23 protein-coding genes are annotated in these 21,865 nt (G+C 67.1%); 6 read left to right on the top strand and 17 right to left on the bottom strand.

Going from position 1 to position 21,865, the window contains the following annotated elements:
- Positions 1 to 14: 14 nt before the first annotated feature.
- Positions 15 to 137 carry a hypothetical protein gene (locus tag GO308_RS18690; RefSeq protein WP_267903937.1) on the bottom strand — a complete coding sequence of 41 codons (123 nt, stop codon included), beginning with the start codon at positions 135 to 137 and terminating at the stop codon, positions 15 to 17.
- A gap of 94 nt (positions 138 to 231) precedes the next feature.
- Between GO308_RS18690 and GO308_RS18115 the strand changes: the two genes are divergently transcribed.
- On the top strand, positions 232 to 1,182 hold the full coding sequence (locus GO308_RS18115; protein WP_018251372.1) for a chromate resistance protein ChrB domain-containing protein: 951 nt from the start codon (positions 232 to 234) through the stop codon (positions 1,180 to 1,182).
- 2 nt (positions 1,183 to 1,184) lie between these two features.
- Entirely contained in the window at positions 1,185 to 2,588 is a 1,404-nt protein-coding gene (gene chrA, locus GO308_RS18120) for a chromate efflux transporter (RefSeq protein ID WP_037477237.1), read from the top strand.
- Here chrA and GO308_RS18125 read toward each other — a convergent pair.
- From GO308_RS18125 to GO308_RS18150, 6 genes are all read right to left on the bottom strand, one after another.
- Positions 2,585 to 2,935, bottom strand: coding sequence for a DUF3147 family protein (locus GO308_RS18125; protein ID WP_018251374.1), 351 nt, complete (start codon positions 2,933 to 2,935; stop codon positions 2,585 to 2,587). The genes chrA and GO308_RS18125 overlap by 4 nt on opposite strands.
- Positions 2,935 to 3,876, bottom strand: a complete 942-nt coding sequence (dmeF, locus tag GO308_RS18130; RefSeq protein WP_018251375.1) for a CDF family Co(II)/Ni(II) efflux transporter DmeF — start codon at positions 3,874 to 3,876, stop codon at positions 2,935 to 2,937. Before dmeF ends, GO308_RS18125 begins: the two co-directional genes overlap by 1 nt.
- Positions 3,877 to 3,887: 11 nt before the next feature.
- Positions 3,888 to 4,163 (bottom strand): metal/formaldehyde-sensitive transcriptional repressor, encoded by a 276-nt coding sequence (locus GO308_RS18135; RefSeq protein ID WP_018251376.1) that lies wholly within the window; start codon positions 4,161 to 4,163, stop codon positions 3,888 to 3,890.
- A gap of 176 nt (positions 4,164 to 4,339) precedes the next feature.
- A complete protein-coding gene (locus GO308_RS18140) occupies positions 4,340 to 4,864 on the bottom strand; it encodes a hypothetical protein (RefSeq protein WP_085811202.1) in 525 nt (174 codons plus the stop codon).
- Between the two features lie 102 nt (positions 4,865 to 4,966).
- Entirely contained in the window at positions 4,967 to 5,380 is a 414-nt protein-coding gene (locus tag GO308_RS18145) for a hypothetical protein (RefSeq protein WP_203311528.1), read from the bottom strand.
- Positions 5,381 to 5,421: 41 nt separating this feature from the next.
- Entirely contained in the window at positions 5,422 to 6,312 is an 891-nt protein-coding gene (locus GO308_RS18150; protein ID WP_203311529.1) for a prolyl oligopeptidase family serine peptidase, read from the bottom strand.
- A 116-nt stretch (positions 6,313 to 6,428) separates the two neighbouring features.
- On the opposite strand from GO308_RS18150, the gene GO308_RS18155 reads away from it, so the two are divergent.
- Positions 6,429 to 6,926, top strand: a complete 498-nt coding sequence (locus tag GO308_RS18155; RefSeq protein WP_203311530.1) for a phospholipase D-like domain-containing protein — start codon at positions 6,429 to 6,431, stop codon at positions 6,924 to 6,926.
- 27 nt (positions 6,927 to 6,953) lie between these two features.
- Positions 6,954 to 7,379 (top strand): hypothetical protein, encoded by a 426-nt coding sequence (locus GO308_RS18160; RefSeq protein WP_203311531.1) that lies wholly within the window; start codon positions 6,954 to 6,956, stop codon positions 7,377 to 7,379.
- Here GO308_RS18160 and GO308_RS18165 read toward each other — a convergent pair.
- The 4 genes from GO308_RS18165 to GO308_RS18180 form a co-directional block, all read right to left on the bottom strand.
- On the bottom strand, positions 7,376 to 8,341 hold the full coding sequence (locus GO308_RS18165) for a Dyp-type peroxidase (protein WP_203311532.1): 966 nt from the start codon (positions 8,339 to 8,341) through the stop codon (positions 7,376 to 7,378). The two genes, GO308_RS18160 and GO308_RS18165, sit on opposite strands and share 4 nt — an antisense overlap.
- 25 nt (positions 8,342 to 8,366) lie before the next feature.
- Entirely contained in the window at positions 8,367 to 8,555 is a 189-nt protein-coding gene (locus tag GO308_RS18170) for a hypothetical protein (RefSeq protein ID WP_203311533.1), read from the bottom strand.
- Positions 8,556 to 8,669: 114 nt separating this feature from the next.
- Positions 8,670 to 10,139 (bottom strand): aldehyde dehydrogenase family protein, encoded by a 1,470-nt coding sequence (locus GO308_RS18175; RefSeq protein ID WP_203311534.1) that lies wholly within the window; start codon positions 10,137 to 10,139, stop codon positions 8,670 to 8,672.
- Positions 10,140 to 10,279: 140 nt separating this feature from the next.
- Positions 10,280 to 11,182: a LysR family transcriptional regulator gene (locus GO308_RS18180; RefSeq protein WP_203311535.1), complete on the bottom strand. Its 903-nt coding sequence runs from the start codon at positions 11,180 to 11,182 to the stop codon at positions 10,280 to 10,282.
- 154 nt (positions 11,183 to 11,336) lie between these two features.
- Here GO308_RS18180 and GO308_RS18185 point away from each other — a divergent pair, with 154 nt between their 5' ends.
- A complete protein-coding gene (locus GO308_RS18185) occupies positions 11,337 to 12,266 on the top strand; it encodes a LysR family transcriptional regulator (RefSeq protein WP_203311536.1) in 930 nt (309 codons plus the stop codon).
- On the opposite strand, the gene GO308_RS18190 is transcribed toward GO308_RS18185, so the two are convergent.
- The 6 genes from GO308_RS18190 to GO308_RS18215 all read right to left on the bottom strand — a co-directional run bounded on the left by GO308_RS18190 (position 12,263) and on the right by GO308_RS18215 (position 20,322).
- Entirely contained in the window at positions 12,263 to 14,521 is a 2,259-nt protein-coding gene (locus tag GO308_RS18190; RefSeq protein ID WP_238941210.1) for a TonB-dependent receptor, read from the bottom strand. The genes GO308_RS18185 and GO308_RS18190 overlap by 4 nt on opposite strands.
- 114 nt (positions 14,522 to 14,635) lie before the next feature.
- Positions 14,636 to 15,532, bottom strand: coding sequence for an SDR family oxidoreductase (locus GO308_RS18195; RefSeq protein WP_203311537.1), 897 nt, complete (start codon positions 15,530 to 15,532; stop codon positions 14,636 to 14,638).
- A gap of 13 nt (positions 15,533 to 15,545) precedes the next feature.
- A complete protein-coding gene (locus tag GO308_RS18200) occupies positions 15,546 to 16,691 on the bottom strand; it encodes an acyl-CoA dehydrogenase family protein (RefSeq protein WP_203311538.1) in 1,146 nt (381 codons plus the stop codon).
- Between the two features lie 12 nt (positions 16,692 to 16,703).
- Entirely contained in the window at positions 16,704 to 17,942 is a 1,239-nt protein-coding gene (locus GO308_RS18205; RefSeq protein WP_203311539.1) for a thiolase family protein, read from the bottom strand.
- Positions 17,939 to 18,778 (bottom strand): enoyl-CoA hydratase/isomerase family protein, encoded by an 840-nt coding sequence (locus tag GO308_RS18210; RefSeq protein ID WP_238941211.1) that lies wholly within the window; start codon positions 18,776 to 18,778, stop codon positions 17,939 to 17,941. Before GO308_RS18210 ends, GO308_RS18205 begins: the two co-directional genes overlap by 4 nt.
- Positions 18,775 to 20,322, bottom strand: coding sequence for an AMP-binding protein (locus tag GO308_RS18215; protein WP_205492644.1), 1,548 nt, complete (start codon positions 20,320 to 20,322; stop codon positions 18,775 to 18,777). The genes GO308_RS18210 and GO308_RS18215 overlap by 4 nt, the downstream gene beginning before the upstream one ends.
- A gap of 237 nt (positions 20,323 to 20,559) precedes the next feature.
- Here GO308_RS18215 and GO308_RS18220 point away from each other — a divergent pair, with 237 nt between their 5' ends.
- Positions 20,560 to 21,678 carry a CaiB/BaiF CoA-transferase family protein gene (locus GO308_RS18220; protein ID WP_203311540.1) on the top strand — a complete coding sequence of 373 codons (1,119 nt, stop codon included), beginning with the start codon at positions 20,560 to 20,562 and terminating at the stop codon, positions 21,676 to 21,678.
- Positions 21,679 to 21,865 lie beyond the last annotated feature (187 nt).

The raw sequence follows: 21,865 nt of genomic DNA on the forward strand, positions 1-21,865 counted from the left end.
AATCTCTCCTATCATCAGCGCCGGCACGGATAGGCTTCGCGCAACGCGACGGTCTCCCCGCGCTGCGCGTGCGCCGCGGTAGGAGCGATCCCGCCCGAGACGAGCAGCGCCAGCATGGTCCCGGTCAGACGTGACATCGCCCTCTCCTCGCGCGTTCGCCAACCCAAGTATGTCTATGGTTGCATGAACGATGATGCAACCGTTACACTCCAAAATCCGGATGATACAGTTATGACGAACGCCGAACCCAGCCCTTGGTTGCTGTTGATCCCGCAGCTTCCCGCCAAGCCCGCCTATTTGCGGGTGAAGGTGTGGCGGCGTTTGCAGGCGATCGGGGCCGCGCCGCTCAAGAACGCGGTCCACGCGCTCCCCAACCGCGCCGACACTCGCGCGCTGTTCGAGGATTTGCACCGCGAGATTGCCGACAATGGCGGCGAGGCGCTGATCCTAGAGGCGCGGCTGGTAGGTGGCATCGGTGACCCCGAGCTTCGCGGAACTTTCGACGCGGCGCGCGATGCCGATTACGAGGAGCTGGCGCGCGAGGCGCGGACCTTGGCGGAAGGCGAGTATGTTCCCCCCGGCGAGGTTCGCCGGTTGCGCCGCCGGCTGGACGAGATCGCCGCGATCGACTTCTTCGGCGCGCACGGGCGGCAAACGGCCGAGGCGGCGCTTGCCCCGGCGGAAGCCCGGGCGGGCCAGCACCCCGACGTGACCGGGCCGGGCGCGCCCGAGCTGGCCCAGGCCGAGCTTCGCGGGCGCACTTGGGTCACGCGCGTCCACATCCACGTCGACCGCATCGCGTCAGCGTGGTTGATCCGGCGCTTCATCGACCCGGACGCGACCTTCAAGTTCGTGGAGGGCAAGGGTTACGCCCCCGAGCCCGGCGAGCTGCGCTTCGACATGGCGGACGCCGAGTTCACGCACGAAGGCGACCGCTGCACCTTCGAGACGCTGGTGTTCCGCCGAGGGCTCGACGGCGACCCGGCGCTCGTCGCGCTGTCGGAGATCATCCACGACCTCGACATCGCCGACGACAAGTTCGGCCGGCCGGAGACGGCCGGCGTCAGCGCGCTGATCGAGGGGATATGCGCCGCCACGCCCGACGACCCCGACCGGCTCGCGCGAGGCGCGGGCGCGCTCGACGGCTTCTACGCCCACTTCACCAGGCGACGAGGAGAATGACGATGGAGGCGACCGCGACCGCGCCGATCGCAGGCCCGAGCCCGCGGGATCACGGCATCCCCTTCGGCGAAGCGCTGCGGGTCTGGGCCAAGGTTGCCGCCTTAAGCTTCGGCGGCCCGGCCGGCCAGATCGCGATGATGCACCGCGTGCTGGTCGAGGAGCGGCGATGGATCGGCGAGGAGCGGTTCCTTCACGCGCTCAACTATTGCATGTTGCTGCCCGGCCCCGAGGCGCAGCAGCTCGCCATCTACATCGGCTGGCTGCTCCACAAGACCAAGGGCGGGCTTGTCGCTGGCGCGCTGTTCGTGCTCCCCGGCCTGGTCGCGATCATGGCGCTGAGCTGGGTCTATGCGCTGTTCGGCAACGTCCCCTTTGTTGAGGCGCTGTTCTTCGGCTTGAAGGCCGCCGTGCTCGCGATCGTGCTTCAGGCCGTCGTGCGCATCGGCTCGCGCGCGCTGAAGAACAACGTCATGCGCGGGATCGCGGCGGCATCGTTCGTGGCGATCTTCTTCCTTGGCGTTCCTTTCCCGATCATCATTCTTGCGGCCGCCATCGCCGGCTTCCTTGGCGGGCGCGCACGCCACCCCGCCTTCATGGGCGGGGGCAGCCACGGTGCATCGGGCGGCAAGATCGTCCGCGATGCCGAAACCGCGCTTGGCGAGCACGTCCCCGACCACGCCCGCCCCAGCCTCGCATGGTCGCTCCGGATCAGCGGTGCGCTCCTCGCGCTGTGGCTCGCGCCGATTGCGGCGCTGCTCGCGTCAGTCGGACCGGGCAATGTGTTCACGCAGATCGCGCTGTTCTTCTCCAAGATGGCGGTGGTGACGTTCGGGGGCGCTTACGCCGTGCTCGCCTATGTCGCTCAGCAGGCCGTCGAAAACTACGGCTGGCTTCGTCCCGGCGAGATGCTGGACGGACTTGGCATGGCGGAGACGACGCCGGGGCCGCTGATCATCGTGACGCAGTTCGTCGGCTTCATGGGCGCGTTCCGGCAAGCGACCGGCTTGCCCCCGCTGCTCGCCGCCACCTTGGGGGGCTTGCTCACGACCTGGGTGACGTTCGTGCCTTGCTTCCTCTGGATCTTCCTGGGCGCGCCGTTCATCGAGAAGCTGCGCGGTAACAAGGCGCTGTCGGCCGCGCTCGCCGCCATCACCGCAGCCGTGGTCGGCGTGGTGCTCAATCTGGCGGTGTGGTTCGCGCTCCACACCCTGTTTCACCAAGTCCGCGCCCTGCCGATCGCCGGCAGGACGCTGGACGTGCCGGTGTTGTCCACCCTCGACCCGGCCGCGCTAGCGTTGACCGTCGCGGCCCTGGTCGCGATGTTCCGGTTCAAGTCGGGCGTGATCCCGACCTTAGGCGCGTGCGCTGCGGCGGGCGTCGCGCTTCGCTTGTCCGGGCTCGCTTAGAGCTGGAGCCCGAAGCGCGGCCCCACCCACGTCATCGCGAGGTAGAGCGCAACCGTGAGGAGACACCCCGAGGCGAGCGCCAGCCAGAACGGCGCGCCGCGGTTGAGCATCGCCGCAATGAGTAGGAACATCGGCAAGGACGGCAGCACGTACCAGAAGGTCGCGCCGGCATGGGCCGCCATGCGCGCCCGATCGTGCGTGTCGCGCCAGAGCCAGATCATGCCCAGCACCGAGACGAGCGGGAGCGAGGCGATCAGCGCGCCGAAACCGGGGCTGCGCTTGGCGATCTCCGACACGGCGACGATGATGACGGCCGATATGCCGGCCTTGAGAAGCAGGTAGAGCATCAGCGCACCTCGACCGTGAGGTGCGCCAGCTCGTGAACCGGCGCGAGCCGCTGGCGGACCAGCTCGCCATTCCGAACGCCGGCGACGCTGACGATCGCCGCGTGCGCTTCCGGTCCGACCTTCCAGACGTGCAGGTCGGTCACTCGGGCGTCGCCGGGAGCTTCGACCAGCTCGCGCACCTCGTCGGCGACATGCGCGTCGGTGCGATCGAGCAGGACGGCGGCCGTGTCGCGCATCAGGCTCCATGACCAGCGGGCGATGACGACCGCGCCGACGATCCCCATGACCGGGTCCATCCAGACCCAGCCGAGATACCGGCCGGCGAGCAGCGCCGCGATGGCGAGGACCGAGGTGAGCGCGTCGGCGAGGACATGAACATAGGCCGAGCGGAGGTTGTTGTCGCCGCCGTGAGAGCCGTGGGCGTGCGCATGATCGTGCCCGTGGTGATGATCGTGCCCGGGCCCGTGCCCGTGATGGTGGTGACCGCTCGAGAGCAGAAAGGCGCTGGCGATGTTCACACCTAGGCCGACGACGGCAATGATCGTGGCCTCCCCGAATGCGACCGTGATGGGCTGAAACAGGCGCAGCACCGATTCCACCCCGATCCCGAGCGCGATCAGGCCGAGCACCATGGCCGAGGCGAAACCGGCGAGGTCGCCAACCTTGCCGGTGCCGAAGCTATAGGCCGGGTTGCGCGCGTGACGCTTGGCATACGCATAAGCCGCCGCAGCGACCGAGAGCGCGCCGGCGTGCGTCGCCATGTGGAACCCGTCCGCGAGCAGCGCCATCGAGCCGGTCAGGTATCCGGCGATGATTTCGCCGACCATCATCACGGCTGTGAGTGCGACCACCCACAGGGTTCGGCGGGCGTTCTCGTCGTGCGAGCTGCCCAGGAAAACGTGATCGTGGGCAAAGCGGTCGATTTCGGAAGCGGTAGGCATCGAGCACAATCCTACTTGGCGTAACGGCGGATCACCGCCAGCAGCTCGTCGGCTCCGTGGGCGCGCTCCTCGTCCGTCAGCCCCGACCGAGCAACGTGCGCTTCCAGGTGTTCGGCGATAATTTCGTCCATCAGCCCGTTCACCGCGCCGCGGACGGCCGCGACCAAGTGCAGAACCGTCGCGCAGGAGTCGCCTGACGTGAGGCCGCGTTCGACGGCCCCGACTTGGCCGGCGATACGACGCACGCGTGCGATCAGGTCGGCGTTGGAACCGGAGAGATGAGCCATATACCCCCCTCCCCTATGCCGGGCAGATCGCAAGAACAACCCGGCGCATTACCGCTGTTCAGAAAACGGCCGGGGCTGTTGAAAAATGCGCCGCTCGCGGCCGGGTACGGTTGAGGGCGGAATGACACCCTAAGGTCTTGCGATCCCGTCTCGCATGGGATCAAGAAGCGGGAAGGTTAGAAGCGGATCGTCCCAACCAGCGCCGCGCTGTCACCGCAAGCGGTCGGAGTTGTGCAATCGGCCTTCATCCTTAAGCCCCAAGGCGTGTGTTCCACACCGCCGACGATTCCCCCGCCCACCTGCGCAAGCCAAAGCAACTTCCCCTCTGGGGGATCACGCGTTGGATCAGCCCATCGGAAGGCGCTCAGTTCTACGCCATCAATGATGCGCTTACTCTCAACCTGATAGCCGAGCAGGGGTTTGCCGCTATCATACGGGCCGAAGACGATACTCAGCACGTAACCTGGCCCCGATACATCGTGGATGATGGAGTCAATGCCCTGCCCCTGAGTGAACCGGGCATCGGCAGCGAGCCGAAGCGTGCAGCAATTCTCGATAAGGAACCGGCCATGGGTCGGTTGATGCGGCCAACCAGCTACCGCAGCGTCACTTCCCGTGACCCTTTGTTGGGGAGCAGGGTCGGGCGAGCAGCCGGCCATCGCGAGAGCACTAAGTGGGAAGAGCAGCCAGACATTGACCATCGCTGCGATCGTAACTGCCGATCAAGGGTCTCGCAAACGATGGTTGATCGGGAAAGAGAACCCGTTCCCGAAACTCACCCAAACACGCTGTTGTGGGAACGGCTAACGCAACGGCGCTTTGGCTTCGGGGCCTTCGAACCAGCGGTTTATATCGTCGGGCGATGTGACCGCCGCCTGGTTGAACACGAAACGTGCGTTCGGGTAAGCGGCGTGGAGTAGGTTCACCAGCCCCTCGAACAGCAGCGTGTTGTCGGCGACGAGCCGCACCCCCGCGCCGATCAGCAGGGCGTCGAACGGTCCCTGTTCCACGGCCCTGCCGACGACATCCTCGGGCGTATCGCCGTTCCTGATGAGGACGTTGACGACCTCGAAGCCCGCCTGGCGCAGCATGGCGACGTTGCCGTCGTTCGCCTGCCGCAGCTTGTCCTCAGTCAACCCCTCGAATCGCTTGAACTCGGGCGTATCGAAATCGACGCGCTCCGGATGAAGGCCGGTTTGCAGGACGCGAATGGTCATGGCGGTTCTCTCCCGATGCTGGCGGTACGGAAAGCGCTAGCTTAGGCCAGTCCGACCGGCGGCTCGTCGGACCAGAGCTGGTCGACGCCGAGCGGCGCGCCATGCTGGTGGACGCGGGCTTCGCCCCAAGGCTCTGAGTGCATCTGCCCCAGCGTATCGACGACGTTGTAGGTCGACTCCAGCGGCTTGCCCGCGGCGCGGTCGGCGAGCCAGTCGGCGATCAGCGGGAAGAACGGCGTGCCGAGCTGCGATGAGCGCGAGCCGCCCATGCCGTGCTCCTCGCCAGCATACATCACCAGCGTCTTGGGCCCCGGGACGTTGTTCAGATGCTCGATCGTGCAGGCCGCATCGGTCAGCGAGTCGTCCTCGCCCGACATGACGAAACACGGCATCTTGAGCTCGCGGCTGATCCGGAACACGTCCATCCGGTCCATGATCCGCTCCAGCGCCTCCTCGTCGGCGGAGCCCGTCATGTACATGAAGCGCTGCCGGAACGTGGGCGCCGCCATCTGGAAGATCGCCCAGTTGCGCGGCTGGAAGTTGGTGTACATCACCGCCAGTGCCGCGAAGCGCGGCTCCGCCGCCGCCATCTGCGTCGCCCAGAAACTACCGAACGACAGGCCCCACATCATGATCCGCTCGGGGTCCACCTCCGGCCGAGCCGCCGCGGCGTCGAACGCGCTCGTGCCCAGCGCGCCCTGACGGTCGGGATCGTACCAGATGCCGCGGGTGAGGCACGTGCCCTGGCCGGGGCCGTCGAGCATCAGAATCGCAAAGCCGCGGCGCAGGAAGCGGTCGGCCGAGCCGCCGATCTGCAACTCCTTGAACGCGTCCATGCCGCTGACCATGACGAGGCAGGGCAGCTTAGTGCCCTCGGCATAGCCGGGGGGCAGGTGGAACCAGCCGGGCACGGTGGTATCGCCGAACCGCACCTCGACCGCCTCGACCCGGTGGTCGGCGTGCGGAATGTAAGCCGCCGCCGTCGCCGCTGCCCGACGGCTTTCCGGCCATCGCGGTCGGGACGGGGCCTCTGTCGTCGCGCGGGACCATGACCGATCTGTTCGTCGCCGTGCTGGCGGCTGCGCGCGAGACGGTGACGATCACCACGCCCTATTTCGCCCCCGATCCGCCGCTGATCGGCGCAATCGTGGCGGCGGCGCGGCGGGGGGTCGCGCTGCGTATCATCTTCCCCCGCCGCAACGACAACCGCATCGTCGGCGCGATCAGCCGAGCCTATTACCCGGTGCTGGCGAAGGCCGGCGTGCGCATCTTCGAATATCGCGGCGGCCTGCTCCACGCCAAGACGCTGATCGCCGACGGATCGCTCGGGCTGGTCGGTTCCGCCAACATGGACCGCCGCAGCCTCGACCTCAATTTCGAGAACAACATCCTGTTCGATTCAACCGACCTCGCCGAACGGGTCGCCGCGCATCAGCGCGCGTGGCTCGCGGATGCGATCGAGATCGACCACGGCGGCATCGCGGCGCGTTCGCTGCCGCGACGGTTCGTCGATAATCTGCTGACGATGATCGCGGCGGTGTTCTGACGTGGCGGGTGCAAGAGAGACCGGTCGATGGTGAACGTAACGGCGATCGTCGCGGCGCTGGTGGGATCGCTGGCGGGCGGCGTGGGGCATTACCTGCTCGCCCGGCGCTCGTCGCGTCAAACGCGGCGCGCGATGATGACCGGCCTGGTCGCCGAGGTCGCCGTGCTTCGCCATCTGCTCGACCTGCAGTTCGGCAAGGCCGGCACAGCGGACGGCCCCATCGCGATCTTTCCGCTCACCTATCACGGCGAACTGGCGGCGGTTTACGACGCGCTGAGCGCGCATCTGGGCAGTCTCGACGAACAGGATGCCGAGCGGATCGTGCGCTTTCACACGCTGTGCAAGACCATCATCGGGATGGCGGACACGACAGGTGCGCCGCCCGTCGCGCCAGCACTGATCGCCGAAACCCTGACGCTAGGCGAGGCGATCGTCGCCGACCATCGCGGTTAGCCGCCGCACAGCCCGGTGAGGACACGCCGCGACGGCGCGAAGAATGTCGTCCCCGTCTTCGGCGTGGAAAAGTCCAGCAGCCGGTCATGGCGGCCGGGCGGATCGCCGACGAACATCCGCTCGAGCATCTTCTCGATCACCCAAAGGCGTCGCGAATAGCCGATGAAATAGGTGCCGAACTCGCCGCGCGCGGGATCGCCGTACGGCATGTTGTCGCGCAGGATGTCGTGCTCGGTGCCATCCTCATCGACGATCGTGCTGAGGGTCTTGTGCGATTTCTGCGCGTCCGCGCCGGCATCGGGGAGCTCGACGTTATCGACCTTGGTCCGGCCGATGATCTCTTCCTGTGCGCTTGCTCCCGCCGCGTTCCAGCCCGTCATGTCGTGCAGGTATTTCTGCACCACGACATAGCTGCCGCCGGCGAAATCCGGGTCTTCCTCGCCTACCAGCGCGGCGGCCGGAATGTCGTGACCGGCGGGATTGGCGGTGCCATCGACGAAACCGAGCAGGTCGCGTGCGTCGAAATAGCGGAACCCGGACACAGCATCCACGACCCGCACCGCCTCACCGAGCGCCGCCAGCAGCAGCCGTTCGAACTCGAAACACAGATCGACCCGCTCAGCGCGGATATGGAACAACAGATCGCCCGGCGTGGCGGGAGCCTGATGCTTGGCGCCCACGATCGGTTTGAACGGATGCAGCTCCGCCGGCATCTGTGCGGTCTTCGCAAGTCGCCTCCAGATGTCATGGCCCACGCCGACCACGCACGACAACCGGCCGGCCAGATCGCGAAAGCCCACCGTCTTGATGAGGTCGTCGACCGTCGCCAGCGTCTCGCGCACGTGCGCCAGCGCCCGATCGTCCGGCTCGACCGCCACCACGAGGAACACTGCCGCCTGCGACAGCGGCGCCTCGACGCTCTGCGCGTCGATCGGCACACGCTCCCAGGTCTGTCCGGTCATCGTTCGTCCATTCGTCGCTTGTGTGTCAGGACAAGGCGCTGGCGGCATCGTCGATCAGGCCCGTCACCGCGTCGCGCCGAAAGGCCAGCGAAGCATGGCTCGCGTCGAGGCGGATGGTCTTGCGCGCGTCCATCCGGCCCGACATTTCCGGGTTGGCCCAAGGCGCCGCTTCGCCCCGGAAGCCGTGAGCGGGAACGATTGCCGGTTTCGCCATGTGACGTCTCCCGAATATGCCGCGCGTGCGCCATTGCCTTGAGGGCCGGTATCGATCCCGCCATGCGCGTTGGCAAGAGATGCGCCGGCGCGGAAGGGGTCGCAAGCGTTCGAGCTATTCCCCGAACGGATAGCGCGGTGCCTGCGTTCCTTCGATCGTGATCCACTGGATCTCGGTCAGTTCCTCCAGCCCGACCATCGCACCCGATCGACCGTAGCCGCTGTCCTTCACGCCGCCGAACGGCGCCTGCGCTTCGTCGTCGAGCGTCACCGCGTTGATGTGCGCCATGCCGGTGTCGAGCCGCTTCGCCATGTCGAGTGCCAACGTCACGTCGCGGCTGAAGATCGCGCCGGTCAGGCCGTAATCGTTGTCGTTGGCGACGCGCAGCGCCTCCTCCGCGCTATCGACCGTGACGATCGAGGCGAACGGACCGAACGATTCCTCGCGGAAGACGCGCATGTCCGCGGTCACGCCGGCCAGCACGGTGGCGGCGAAGCAGCGGCCCTGCACGGTGCCGCCGGCGAGCAGCCCGGCACCCTTGGCCACCGCGTCGTCGACCAGCCCGGTCAGGTGCCCGACCGACGCATCGTTGATGACGGGGCCGAGGATGGTGTCGCTCGCGCGCGGGTCGCCGACCTTGAGCTTCTTTGCCGCGGCCGCCAGCCGGCGGGTGAACTCCTCGGCGATGGGACGCTCGACGATGATCCGCTCGGTCGACATGCAGCCCTGGCCCGAATTGGCGAACGAGCCGAACACCGCGGCATTGACCGCGCGATCGAGGTCGGCGTCCTTCAGGACGATGAACGGCGCCTTGCCGCCCAGTTCCAGCACCACCCGCTTCAGATATTTCGCCGCTTTCTCCGCGATGATCTTGCCGACCCTGGTCGATCCCGTGAAGTGGATGCGCCGCACGGCCGGGTGCGCGATCAGCGCATCGACGATCGCCGGCCCGTCCTTGGGCGCGTTGGTGATGAAATTGACGACGCCGGCCGGGAAGCCCGCATCCTCGAAGCACTGGGCGACCAGGCCGTGGGTGCGCGGGGTCTGCTCCGACGCCTTGATGACGACGGTGTTGCCGAGGATCAGTGCGGCGGGGACCGAGGCGGCCATCAGGAGAACCGGCGCGTTCCACGGCACGATGCTGACCACGACGCCGGCCGGCTTGCGGATCGCGACGCTGGTGCGGTTCGTATTTTCCGACGGGATCACCTCGCCGGTCAGCCCCTCATAGGCGGCGCCGGCGGCGTAGCGCAGCTTCTCCTCCATGATCCGGGCATTGTATTCGCCCCAGGCGGCCGGGCCGCCCATCTCGGCGGTGACGGCGGCGCTGATCTCGTCCTTGCGCGCTTCCAGCGCGTCGGCGGCGGCGAGCAGATAGGCGCGGCGCCGGCTGGGCGGCAGCGCGGCCCAGCCGGCGAACGCCTTGTGCGCGGCGTCGGCGGCGCGATCGACATCCGCGACGGTCGCGGCGGCGGCACGGGTCGCCGGTTCGCCCGAATAGGGGTCAAGCGATTCATAGGTCGCGCCGTCCGACGCCGGCGTCCATGCGCCAGCGATCAGCAGCTGTTGGTGGTTGATGGCCATGAAACCGTTTCCTTCCGTCTGGCGGACGCCGTCGATCGAACCGATCGGATCCTGCCGTGACGAAGGAAATACTGTTCCCCGCCTTCGCGATAAACCGGCGGACGAAAAACGCACTGTTATTGATGCCAGAAACAATCCGGTCAGAGGTAGGGCTGCATCGTGGTTTCGACCCAGACCAGAAACGCGCGCATCTTGGCCGACAGATTGCGGCGGTGGGCCACCACGAACCAGACCGGCAACGGTTCCGGCGGATAGGCAGACAGGATTTCGACCATCTCGCCACTGTCGAAGAGCGGCTGCATCGCTGCGAGACCCGCCTGGATCAGCCCGATGCCCGCCAGCCCGGCGGCATGATACGTCTGGACATTGTTGACGCTGACGTCACCCGGCAGGCCGAGGGTCGCATAGCCGTCGCCGTCGGGATATTCCCAACCGAAGCTCCTCGTCCCCAGAGCTGGTGCATAATGCACGATCCGATGGCCCTGACGGACGAGATCGTCCGGCGTCAGGGGTGTGCCATATCGCGCGAGATAGGCGGGACTGGCGGCGTTCACCATGCGCAGCGCGCCGAGCGGCCGTGCGATCAGATTGTCGTCGCCGATCGTCCCGACCCGCAACACGCCATCGAACCCTTCCTGCACGATATCGACGCGCCGATCGGTGCTGGATATTTCAAGTTCCAGTCCGGGATGGGCGGCGAGCAGCGCCGGCAGCGCCGGGATCAGCATCGCGCGGGCCAGTTCGGTCGGCACATCGACGCGCAACCGGCCGCGCACCGTGCCGCCGTGCTGCGTGAACATGGCGTCCAGACCTTCCGCCTCGGCGAGCAATTCCATGGCACGCGCATGGAAAGCGCGACCGTCGTCGGTCAGATGAACCGCACGCGTGGTGCGATGGAGCAACCGGACGCCGACCGTCGCTTCCAGGTCACGCACCGCGGTGGACACACGCCCCTTGTGCATTCCGAGGCTTTCGGCGGCCCTGGTGAAGCTCGCCATATCGGCGACGCGGGCGAAGATGATGAGCGGGGTCAGATCGCGCATCACGCCAGTCTAAGGCAATCCCGCGGCGTGGCCATGTTCCGATCATCCCGGGCACCGGCCTGGGGCGCGGCGTTGCACGGCGACGACGCTTCGGGGCGCCGGCCACGGTGTCGACCTGTTGCGCGACGAGACGGGGCCGGCGTAGAATCCGTCCGTGCTGGATTCCCGTCTGAGATATGCGGTGGCCGTGGCCCGCGTCGGGTCTTTCTCGGGTGCGTCCAAGGCGGTCGGGGTTACGCAGTCGGCGATCACCAAGAGCGTCGCCGATCTGGAGCAGCAACTCGGCTTCGCGATCTTCAACCGGACGTCGCGCGGCGTGGCGATGACGCCGGAGGGTCGCGATTTCATCGACCGGGCGGCACGGCTGCTGGCGGATGCCGCAGACCTGTTCGGCGAGCGCGACCGGGGCGCCGACCCGTTCGCGGGGCAGCTTCGCATCGGCCTTTTCCCCGGATCGATCGACTGGCTGATGACGGGGCCGGCGATCGCGCTCCTGAAACGACATGCCGGCGTGCGCTTCGAAACCGTCTCCGGTAACAGCGAGCGGGCGGTGCAGTTGCTGTCGCGCGGTGACATCGACGTCGCATTCGGGCTGGAGGCCGCGTTTTCCGGCTGGCCGCAGTTCAAGTGCGATCGCATCGCGACGATCGAGATCCTTCCGTTCGTGCGCAGGGAGCACCCGATCCTGACAAGGCATTCGATCGACAAGCGGGCGCTGACGCAGTTCGATTTCGTCGTGCCGTCGTCGTCCGAACCCTATACGCCGATCATCCAGCAACTCTACGAGCAGGACGGTCAGCGCCCGGAGGATCGGGTGCACATGACCGACTATTTCCCGCTGGCGCGGCAGATCGTCGCCGCGACCGACACCGTCGGGCTGGTGGCCAAAGCCTTCACCGCCGGCCGCTGGTTCCGCGATGGGTTCGTCGCGCTGCCCGATACCGGACTGCTGGAGCCGCTGGTGCTGGCCTATGCCGCCCGCGCGCGCTGGCCGATCAAGCCGGCAGCGCGGGATCTGATCGCCCGCGTCCGCGAGGCCTGGACGCCGGCGCCGCGGAGCGAGGCGCCGGCGACGAACGGCTAGAAGTTCAGCGCGAACTCGCCGCCGATGACCCTCCCCTTGTTAAGCGGCGACAGGCTGGCGCCCGGTCCGCCGAACGCGACGGTGAGCGGCGTATCGCCACCATAAGTCACTTCGTTCAGCAAGTTGCGGGCGTAGGCCGAGAGGCGCCATTTGCGGCTCGCGGCGTTATAGGTGAGGCTCGCATCGAGCATGTCCGCAGCAGGCAGAAAGCCGACATTGTTGTCGGTGAACCGGGCGGTGTCGCGATGGGTGAAATCCACGCGTGCGGTCGCGCTCCCCAGCGCGCCCAGCGCCTGATCGTAGGTCAGCCCGGCGCCATAAGTCCAGGGTGACAGCCGCGGCAGCTTCAGGTCGCGATCGATGCCGTTGATGACGCCGTCGCCGCTGATGTCGAAGCGGACGTTGCGATACTGGCCGTGAACATAGCCGAGCTGCCCGGACAGGACGAGGTTGGGCAGGATGAAGAACTGACCCTCCGCCTCCACGCCCTGGATCGTCGCGTCGGCGGTGTTGCGGATCACCTGGCTGACGCCCAGCGGGCCGGGCAGGTTGATCTCGCGCTGGAGGTCCTTCATCCGGTTATGAAAGGCTGCCAGGTTCAGCCGGCTGCGTCCGAACTGCTTCTTCGTCCCGATCTCGAAACTGTCCTGGACCTCCTGATCGAAGGGGCCGGGCGGCACGCCAAGATCGGTGTTGCGCAGGTTATAGCCACCGCTGCGGAAGCCACGCGTATACAAGCCATAGACCTGCGTCTGGTCATCGGGCTTCCATTGCAGCCCGACCTTCGGTGTGAAGCTCTTCCAGTCGTTGCTGTCGACGAAGTTCGTCGCGCAGCGCAGCGTGTCGAGGTCGCAGCCGTCGGCACGCAGGGTCGAGATGCGCACGGCCTTGCGCTCCCAGCTATAGCGACCACCGAGATTGAACGTCAGCGTGTCCGCGAAATGCCAGTCGGCGGACGCAAAGATGCCCCATGTCGTCTGGTCCTGAGTCCCGCCCCCCGAAACGATGCGGCTGTTGCCGAGAAGGTTGCGCCGCTCGGCATAGGCCAGATCCTGTGTAAAATAATACAGGCCGGTCGTCACTTCCACAGAGCCGAACTTACCGGCATAGCGCAGCTCGTTACTGAGCTGTTTCTGAGCGATGTTGAAGAAACCGTTGAAGAATGACTGCGGCGTGCCATCGATGTCGGTCGCGGTTCTCGAGCGGAACTGGCGGTAGCCCGAGATGTTCGTGATGACACCGTCGCCAAAGCCGACATCGACATTGGTTTCGACGATCGCCTGGTTCCAGATCGCCTTGTAGAAGCCCGGAAAATCAATCGACAGCGCGAACGTGTCACGCGGGAGTACCGCGTGACTCTGGACCGGCGCCCCGTCTCCATCGACGTCGCCGTGTTCGTAGCGGATGTCCATGCGGAAATCGTCCCCGCCTTTGACGGAGAGCGCGGGGCGGACAATGATGTCGCGCGACCTGCCAAAACTCCGACCGTCGAAGCGATTACGGAACCAGCCGTCGTCGTCGCTGTAATAGACCGCCAGCTTGGCCGCCAGCACGTCGTCGATCAGCGGCCCCGTCACCATACCGCTGACGGTCTTCTTCAGGCCGGTCTCGACCGAAGCCTTGGCGTTGGCGCGGAACGTGAAGCTCGGACGTGTCGTACGCATCACCACCGCGCCGCCCGTCACGTTGCGGCCGAACAGCAGCCCCTGCGGTCCGCGCAACACCTCCACCCCCTCGAGGTCGAAGTTATCGAGCACGACGCCCGCGTTGATGCCCAGATAGATGCCGTCGACGAAGACGCCGACGGTGGGATCAATAGACGGGATGGTGCTGTTGATGCCGAGACCGCGAATGGTGAAATTGGCATATCCCGGCGCGGTCCCAACGCCGTCGAGCTGCACGTTGGGCACGTCGTAGCTGAGGCTCTGAAGGTTCTGGACGAACTTCGCGTCGAGCTGAGCCTCGCCGAACGCCGTCACCGCGACCGGCACGTTCTGCACGCTCTCCCCATAACCCTTCTTGGTGGCGGTCACGACGATGTCTTCGGACAGTGCTTCGGTGGCGCTCGATGCAGGCGCTGCGGTTCCCGCCGGTGCAGGCGTCCGGGCCGCCGGTGGCGCGGGAGCATCGGCCCCGGTCTGCGCAGGCGCTTGCCCCTGTGGTCCGGCTTCGGCGGCAGTCGGTGCCGGCGCCTCTTGCGCATGTGCCGGCCCTGCCGAAACCAAGGCGGCAGACGTCAGCAGCCAGTATTTCATAGCCCCTCTCCATATTGTCTGTATTTTTGTCGAGGCAGGATCACCTGCCTCGTGCGCGCCGTCCAATTCAATGCGCGGGCGATCTATTCCCTCGGCTCATGTCCTGGATCGTCGTCATGCCGTCCGCTGAACGGCGGTCAGGCTTTCGTTCATCGTGGTTGGGTGCTCGGCGTCGGTAAAGTCGGTGATCCCGGCCCAGTGACGCGCCACATCGTCGGGTGTGAAATCGGTCGTGCCACCGAAACGATGGCCGTGCGAACGCTCCCAGCGCAGCTTCGCGATATAGCCGGCACCGACCTCGAACAGGCCCTTGGTTTCCGCGCAGGCCTCATGTGCCAGCCAGCCGACCAGCGGGCTGATCGCTTCGGGTCGCAGACGATCGAGCAGTTCCTTCGGGAACACCGTCTCGGTCATCCGCGACGCCGCGATCGGCGCGATCGTGTTGACATGGATGTTTTTGGCTCGCCCCTCCTCCGCCAGCGCGTTGGCGAGGCCGACGATGCCGAGCTTCGCCGCCGCATAGTTCGCCTGGCCGAAATTGCCGTAGATGCCCGCCGCCGAGGTGGTCATCACGATCCGGCCATAGCCCTTCTCGCGCAGCACCGGCCACGCCGCCCGGGTGACGGCGCACGTGCCGTTCAGGTGGATGTCCTGCAGCAGCTCCCAGTCCTGATCGGTCATCTTGTGGAAGCTGACGTCGCGCAGGATGCCGGCGTTGTTGACGACGACATCGACCGTGCCGAACGCGTCGAGCGCGGTCGCGACGACACGCGCGCCATCGGTGACGGAATCGTGGTTCGCGACCGCCTCTCCCCCGGCGGCGCGGATTTCCTCCACCACCTTGTCGGCGGCGGCGGACGAACCTCCGCCGCCGGTTTGTCCCCCGCCCAGATCGTTGACGACGACGCGCGCACCCCGCGCGCCGAACATCAGCGCATGCTGGCGCCCCAGCCCGCCGCCCGCCCCGGTGACGATCACGACGCGGCCGTCGTAGCGAAGTTCTTCGGTCATGATCGTGCTCCCGTCAGCGGAACGCGCCGACGCCGGTCAGCGCGCGCGAGATGATGAGCTTCTGGATCTCGGTCGTGCCGTCGGGGATCGGGCAGATGATCGCCTCCCGCACCAGCCGCTCGACGATGAACTCGCGCGTCACGCCGTTGCCGCCGTGGATCTGGAGCGCGTCGCGGGTCACGCCGATCGCCATTTCGGTCGCATACCATTTGGCCATGGCGCATTCGGTTTCCGCACGGACGCCGGCATCGACCAGCGAGATCGCGCGGTGCGTCAGCAGCCGCGCGGCGTCGATCTGCGTCGCCATGGTGGCGAGCTTCTCGGCGATGAGCTGATGCCCGGCGATCTTGCGGCCATGCTGCGTGCGCTCCTTCGCGTAGGCGATCGCCTCGTCCAGCGCGCGACGGGCGATGCCGATGCTCCACATCGCCATGTGGCAGCGCGCGATCTCGAACACCTTCAGCGTGTTGCGCAGCCCGTCGCCGGGCTGGCCCAGCATGTTGCCGACCGGCACGCGGCAGTCGGTGAGGAAGATCTGCGCGGTCGACTGGCCGTTCAGCGCCATCTTCTCGATGTCGCGCACCTCGTACGGGCTTTCGGCGCGGTCGATCAGGATATGGCTGATCTCGTTTTCGCCGGTGCGGCAGGTGCAGACGAGCACGTCCGAATAGGCGCCGTTGGTGATCCACGTCTTCTCGCCGTTGATGACCCAATGGTCGCCGTCGCGCACCGCGCGCGTCTTCACGGCCGCCACGTCCGAGCCGACATCGGGTTCGGAAATGCCCATCGAGACGAACAGCTCGCCCGCGATCAGGCCGGGCAGGTAGCGCCGCTGGAGTTCGGGCGAGGCGCTGCGCCGGATCAGCTCGGCACCGACCGCGTTGATGAAGCCCGGAATGGCGACGTCGAGCGAGGAATAGACGATTTCCTCGAAGATCATGAGATGCGTCAGCCACCCCATGTCGAGGCCGCCCCATTCCTCGTCGTGCGGCGCCGCGATGTGGCCGAACCGGGTCAGCTCGCCGGTCCATCGCCGCATCAGGTCGCGCGGGATGAAGCCGGGGCCATGCGCGCGGATCTCGGGTTCGAGCTTGTCGTCGAGGAAGCGGCGGACGCTCTCGACGGCCATCCGCTGTTCGTCACCGGGCAGGAAATCCATGCTCTTCGCTCCCTATCGGCCGAGGACGGTGACCGCGACCACGGCCTCCTCCACCCCCAGCACCCCGCCGCCGTTCTGCGCGACCGCGATCCGGGCGCCGTCCACCTGCCGCGCGCCCGCCTCGCCGCGCAATTGCGCGACCAGTTCGTAGATCTGGCCGAGGCCGGTCGCGCCGATCGGGTGGCCCTTGCATTCGAGGCCACCCGACGGGTTCACCGGAATGCGGCCGCCGATGACGGTATCGCCGCGCTCCGCCGCGACGCCGCCCTCGCCGGGTGGCACGAGGCCCAGCGCCTCGATCTCGATGATCTCGCCCATCGCGGTCGCGTCGTGCACTTCCGCGACATCGACATCCGCCGGATCGACCCCCGCCGCCGCATAGGCGCGCGTGGCGGCGAGCCGGGTGACGTGCCGGTCGTAATCATACGGGCTGCGTTCCGAGCTCGTCTGCAACACCGAGGCGAGGATGCGGATCGCCCGCCCGCCGGAAGCGGTCAGCTTGCGCAGCCCGGCGGCGTTGCAGATCACCGCGGCCGCCGCCCCGTCGCTGATCGGCGAGCACATCGGCAGCGTCAGCGGAAAGACGATCGGCGGCGCCGCCAGCACCGCCTCCACGGTGTAGGGTATCCGGTACTGCGCCAGCGGGTTGCTGACCGAATGCATGTGGTTCTTCGCGGAGACCGCCGCGATCTGCGCCTGCGTCGAGCCGTAGGTCTTCATGTGCGCGCGCGACATCGCGGCATAGATGTCCATGAAGACGCTGTAGGGCTGCGTCGATACCGATCCCTCCGGCACGGCGACGCCTTCTCCCATCGCCAGCAGGATATCGCGGTTGCGCGCCGTCTCATGCACGTCCCACGCGCCGTCGAACGCGCTGAACATCAGCGCCTTGTCGGGCGAGCACATCTTTTCCGCGCCCAGCGCCAGCACGACATCGACCGCGCCCGAGCGGACATAGGCACTCGCCATGTGCACCGCGGTCGAGGCGGTGGCGCAGGCGTTCTCGACGTTGACGACGGGCACGCCCTGGATGCCGACCGCGCGCGCCACCAGCTCGCCGCGGATCATGTCCTGCCCTTCCATATGGCCCTGGACGCAATTGCCGAAGAACACCGCGTCGATATCCGCCGGCCCGCAGCCGGCATCGGCGAACGCCTGCGCCACGGCATCGCCCGACAGACCTTTCAGGCTGCGATCGAGCTGCTTGCCGAACTGCGTCATGCCGACGCCGGCGATGAAGATGTCGCTCATTGTCCCGTGAACTCCGGTTGGCGCTTTTCAGCGAAGGCCGTCAGCCCCTCCTGCAGGTCGTGCGAGGTGGCGTAGTCGGCGACGATCTCCAGTTCGCGGCGCAGGCCTTCCTCCAGCGAACAGCCGTCGGCGATCGCGGCCAGTTCCTTCATGCGTGCCAGCCCGAGCGAGCTCTTGGTGGCGAGCGTCTCGACCAAGGATTGCGCCGTCTCGACCAGCGCGTCGCCCGGCACGATCCGGCTCACCAGCCCCGCGCGCTCCATGTCCGCCGCGGGCAAGAACTCCCCCGTCATCATCAACCAGGCCGCGCGCGCCGGGCCGATCTTGCGCGGCAGGCGGATCGAGCCGCCGCCGCCGGGCAGCAGTCCGTAGTTCGCGTGAGCATCGCCAAATCGCGCGCTGTCGGCGGCGACCACGAGATCGCAGCACAGGACGAGTTCCAGTCCGCCGGCCAGCGCCAGCCCGTTGACCAATGCGATCGTCGGCAGGGGCGAGGCTTCGATCCGCGTGAAGACACGGCCCAGCTCGGCGAGAAAGTCGCCCAGCGGCGCGGCGATCGATCCGCCATGCGCATGGAGCGCCGCAAGATCGGCACCCGCGCAGAATGCGCGTCCTGCCCCGGTGACCACTACCGATCGCACCGCCGGGTCGGCCTCGGCGGCCGTGATCGCCGCCTCCAGCTCATGCGCCATTTCGAGCGTCAGGCTGTTCAGCGCCGCCGGGCGGTTGAGCCACACCCAGCAGGCGGGGCCGCGCTTTTCGACGACAATGGTCTCGAACGGGATGGCATGTTCCATGGGGGTGACGGGGGATGCGGCGGGACGGTCGGCGGTCATGCGCCCGAAATCCGGCTGGCATGGCCGGCCCAATAGGGCTCGCGCAGCTTCGACCTCAGCACCTTGCCGACGTTGCTCAGCGGCAGAGGATCGGTGGTGAAGACGACCTGCCCGGGCTTCTTGAACGACCCCAGCCGCCGGCTGACGAGATCGGTGATCTCCTGTTCGGAGATCACCGTGCCCGGCGCGACGACGACCCGCGCGAGCGGCGTCTCCCCCCATTTCTCGTGCGGGATGCCGAACACGGCGGCGGCGATCACCAGCGGGTGATCGGCGATCACGTTCTCGATCTCGGCGGGGTAGATATTGTACCCGCCCGACACGATCAGGTCGTTGGCGCGATCGAGCAGATAGAGGAAGCCGTTGGCGTCGATCCGGCCGACGTCGCCGGTCTTCACCCAGCCGTCGACCATGCGCTGCGCGGTCTCCTCGGGATCGTTCCAGAAGCCCTGCATCTGGCCGTTCTCGAACCTTGCGACGATCTCTCCCGGCTCGTCGGGTCCGAGCACGCGCCCGTCCGCATCGCGGATCTCCAGATCGACGAACGGCATCGCCCGACCCACCGACTGAAGCGGTGTCGACCCTTCGGTCCGGCCGAACCATTCTCTCGGCCCGAGTGACGTGACGGGCAATATCTCGGTCTGTCCGTACGCCGAGTGTAGCACCTCGTCGCCGAAGATCTCGCAAGACTTGCGTAGCGTCGCCTCCGAGATCGGGGCTGAGGCGCTGAGCAGGCACTTCAGCTTCGGAAAGGCATGCCCATGCGGGTTGCCGTGATGGACGACGGCGTTGAGCATCGTCGGGGCGACGAATGCGTAACCGACCTCCTCCCGCTGTAGAATATCGAGGAAGCCTTCAGGGTCGAACGCCTCCATCATGACGTTGCGCCCGCCGATCGCCCAATAGGGCGAGAACATGAAGCCCGAGGCGTGCGACAGCGGGCCTACGTGCAATACCGTCGCGCCCGGTTCCGGTCGTGGGCCGACCGCCTGGAATCCGCCGCAGATCGTCATCCAGGAACGATGGGTATAGGCTACGCCCTTCGGCGCGCCAGTGGTGCCGCCGGTGTGACGGATGACAAGGATGTCGTCGGGCGCGATCGCCGGATCGGGATCGATGTCCGATGCCTGCGCGAGCCAGTTTTCGTAGCGCGCATCACGCACGATCAGGCGGTCGAGGCCCGGCACCTCCGAGTCCAGCCCGGCGATCTCAGGCAACAGCGCCTCGTCGACCAGCGCCACGCGGCATCCGGTGTGACGCATCATGTGATCGTGGGACTCGCGCCGGTTTCGCGCATAAAGCGGCACACGAACGAAGTTGCCGATCGCCGCGGCAAGAAAGATATCGACCGCCTCGACCGAATTCTTCTCGAGCGTCGCGACCCTGTCGCCGGGCTGGAGGCCGGCATCGGCCAGCGCGTTCGCCAGCCGCACCCCGCGCGACCACGCTTCGGCGAAGGTGAAGCGACGATCGCCGTGGACCAGCGCCTCGCGGTTCGCGAAATAGGCGGCCGCGCGTCGAAGCTGGGTGCGCAGCTCCATCATCCATGCTCCCGAGCGGCAGCGGCGCGGGGTTGCACACGGCAGATCGGGCAGGTCAGGATATGCGCCATCGGGCCTCTCCACGCACGCCGTAACCGGCATTTTATTGAGCGTAGATCGGAAAGCGCGGCCGACTTGTCCAATGCATTTCGGTCGCGCGATATTCCTGTTCTTCATGTTCGGCCGACACGGAATCGTGCCACGATCCGGCCTGGAGCCTATCAAGGGAGAGGATGGCGCATGAGGGATCACGGGCCGCTCGCGGGCGTGCGGATCGTCGAGATTGCCGGGATCGGTCCCGCGCCGTTCTGCGGCATGCTGCTTGCCGATCTTGGTGCCGACGTCGTCGTCGTGGGCCGGCCCGCGCCCGATCCCGACGCACTCGATCTCGGCAGCGCGTCGATTCTCGACCGCGGCAAGCGGTTCATCCAGCTCGACCTGAAACAGCCCGACGGCGTGGCAGCGGTCCTCGACCTCATCGAGCATGGCGACGCCCTGATCGAGGGGATGCGGCCCGGGGTGATGGAACGGCTGGGCCTCGGTCCCGACGTCTGCCTCGCCCGCAATCCGGCGCTGGTGTTCGGGCGGATGACGGGCTGGGGACAGGACGGTCCGCTGGCGCAGGCCGCCGGGCACGACATCAACTATATCGCGCTGTCAGGCGCGCTCTGGTACGCCGGCCAGCCCGGCACGCCGCCGGTGGCCCCTCCCAGCCTGGTCGGCGATCTCGGTGGCGGCGCGCTCTATCTCGCGGTCGGCCTGCTCGCCGCGATCCTGAGCGCGCGTTCGACCGGCCGGGGACAGGTGGTCGATGCCGCGATCGTCGACGGCAGCGCCCATCTGATGAACCTGCTGCTCAGCCTGAAGGCGGCGGGCCATTTCGTCAGCGAGCGGGGCCGCAGCATCCTCGACGGGCCGCACTGGTACGCGACCTATCGCTGCGCGGACGACCGGTTCGTCTCGGTCGGCTCGCTCGAACCGAAATTCCATGCGCTGCTCCGTGAGAAGCTGGGACTCGCCGACGATGCCGATTTCGCCGATGGTTACGATCCGGCGCGCTGGCCCGATCTCAGGCGGCGTTTCGAGGCGCTGTTCCGGCAACGCACCCGTGATGAATGGTCGGCGCTGCTGGAAGGAACCGACGCCTGCTTCGCGCCCGTGCTCGACCCGGACGAGGCCGCATCTCATGCCCATATGGCCGGTCGGCAGATCTACCGGAGCATCGACGGCGTGCTCCAGGCAGTGCCCGCGCCACGGTTTTCGGTGACGACATCTGCCATGTCAAGCACACGTTCCGTCAGCGAGTCCCGGCCGGGTGCAATCATACGTGAATGGCGGGATCTGCGGAGCCGACCCTGACGGCTTCGAGGGCGGCCGGCTGCTGGCTGCCTATGGTCCCGCGTTGCGGAAAGCGCGCTTGGGGGGGGGAGCGAGGCGCGATTCTCGCGTGTCCGGAACCTCGTCAGGTTCTGCGATGAACGGGACACGGCGGTGGCGCGCCCGATGTGGCGGGCGCGGCGTCGGGGCCATGCGCGCCGATCCCGCC

It is taken from the genome of Sphingomonas sp. SFZ2018-12 (assembly GCF_022496715.1).
In the GTDB taxonomy this organism is placed as follows: Bacteria; Pseudomonadota; Alphaproteobacteria; order Sphingomonadales; family Sphingomonadaceae; genus Sphingomonas.

Coding starts and splice junctions, on each gene's coding strand:
- GO308_RS18165 (WP_203311532.1), bottom strand. CDS start 8,341: ATGACCGGACAGACCTGGGAGCGTGTGCCGATCGACGCGCAGAGCGTC.
- GO308_RS18135 (WP_018251376.1), bottom strand. CDS start 4,163: ATGGCTCATCTCTCCGGTTCCAACGCCGACCTGATCGCACGCGTGCGT.
- GO308_RS18140 (WP_085811202.1), bottom strand. CDS start 4,864: ATGGTCAATGTCTGGCTGCTCTTCCCACTTAGTGCTCTCGCGATGGCC.
- GO308_RS18210 (WP_238941211.1), bottom strand. CDS start 18,778: ATGACCGCCGACCGTCCCGCCGCATCCCCCGTCACCCCCATGGAACAT.
- GO308_RS18145 (WP_203311528.1), bottom strand. CDS start 5,380: ATGACCATTCGCGTCCTGCAAACCGGCCTTCATCCGGAGCGCGTCGAT.
- GO308_RS18690 (WP_267903937.1), bottom strand. CDS start 137: ATGTCACGTCTGACCGGGACCATGCTGGCGCTGCTCGTCTCGGGCGGG.
- GO308_RS18195 (WP_203311537.1), bottom strand. CDS start 15,532: ATGACCGAAGAACTTCGCTACGACGGCCGCGTCGTGATCGTCACCGGG.
- GO308_RS18180 (WP_203311535.1), bottom strand. CDS start 11,182: ATGCGCGATCTGACCCCGCTCATCATCTTCGCCCGCGTCGCCGATATG.
- GO308_RS18205 (WP_203311539.1), bottom strand. CDS start 17,942: ATGAGCGACATCTTCATCGCCGGCGTCGGCATGACGCAGTTCGGCAAG.
- GO308_RS18160 (WP_203311531.1), top strand. CDS start 6,954: ATGGTGAACGTAACGGCGATCGTCGCGGCGCTGGTGGGATCGCTGGCG.
- GO308_RS18115 (WP_018251372.1), top strand. CDS start 232: ATGACGAACGCCGAACCCAGCCCTTGGTTGCTGTTGATCCCGCAGCTT.
- GO308_RS18175 (WP_203311534.1), bottom strand. CDS start 10,139: ATGGCCATCAACCACCAACAGCTGCTGATCGCTGGCGCATGGACGCCG.
- GO308_RS18155 (WP_203311530.1), top strand. CDS start 6,429: ATGACCGATCTGTTCGTCGCCGTGCTGGCGGCTGCGCGCGAGACGGTG.
- GO308_RS18200 (WP_203311538.1), bottom strand. CDS start 16,691: ATGGATTTCCTGCCCGGTGACGAACAGCGGATGGCCGTCGAGAGCGTC.
- GO308_RS18125 (WP_018251374.1), bottom strand. CDS start 2,935: ATGCTCTACCTGCTTCTCAAGGCCGGCATATCGGCCGTCATCATCGTC.
- dmeF (WP_018251375.1), bottom strand. CDS start 3,876: ATGCCTACCGCTTCCGAAATCGACCGCTTTGCCCACGATCACGTTTTC.
- GO308_RS18190 (WP_238941210.1), bottom strand. CDS start 14,521: ATGAAATACTGGCTGCTGACGTCTGCCGCCTTGGTTTCGGCAGGGCCG.
- GO308_RS18170 (WP_203311533.1), bottom strand. CDS start 8,555: ATGGCGAAACCGGCAATCGTTCCCGCTCACGGCTTCCGGGGCGAAGCG.
- chrA (WP_037477237.1), top strand. CDS start 1,185: ATGGAGGCGACCGCGACCGCGCCGATCGCAGGCCCGAGCCCGCGGGAT.
- GO308_RS18215 (WP_205492644.1), bottom strand. CDS start 20,322: ATGATGGAGCTGCGCACCCAGCTTCGACGCGCGGCCGCCTATTTCGCG.
- GO308_RS18220 (WP_203311540.1), top strand. CDS start 20,560: ATGAGGGATCACGGGCCGCTCGCGGGCGTGCGGATCGTCGAGATTGCC.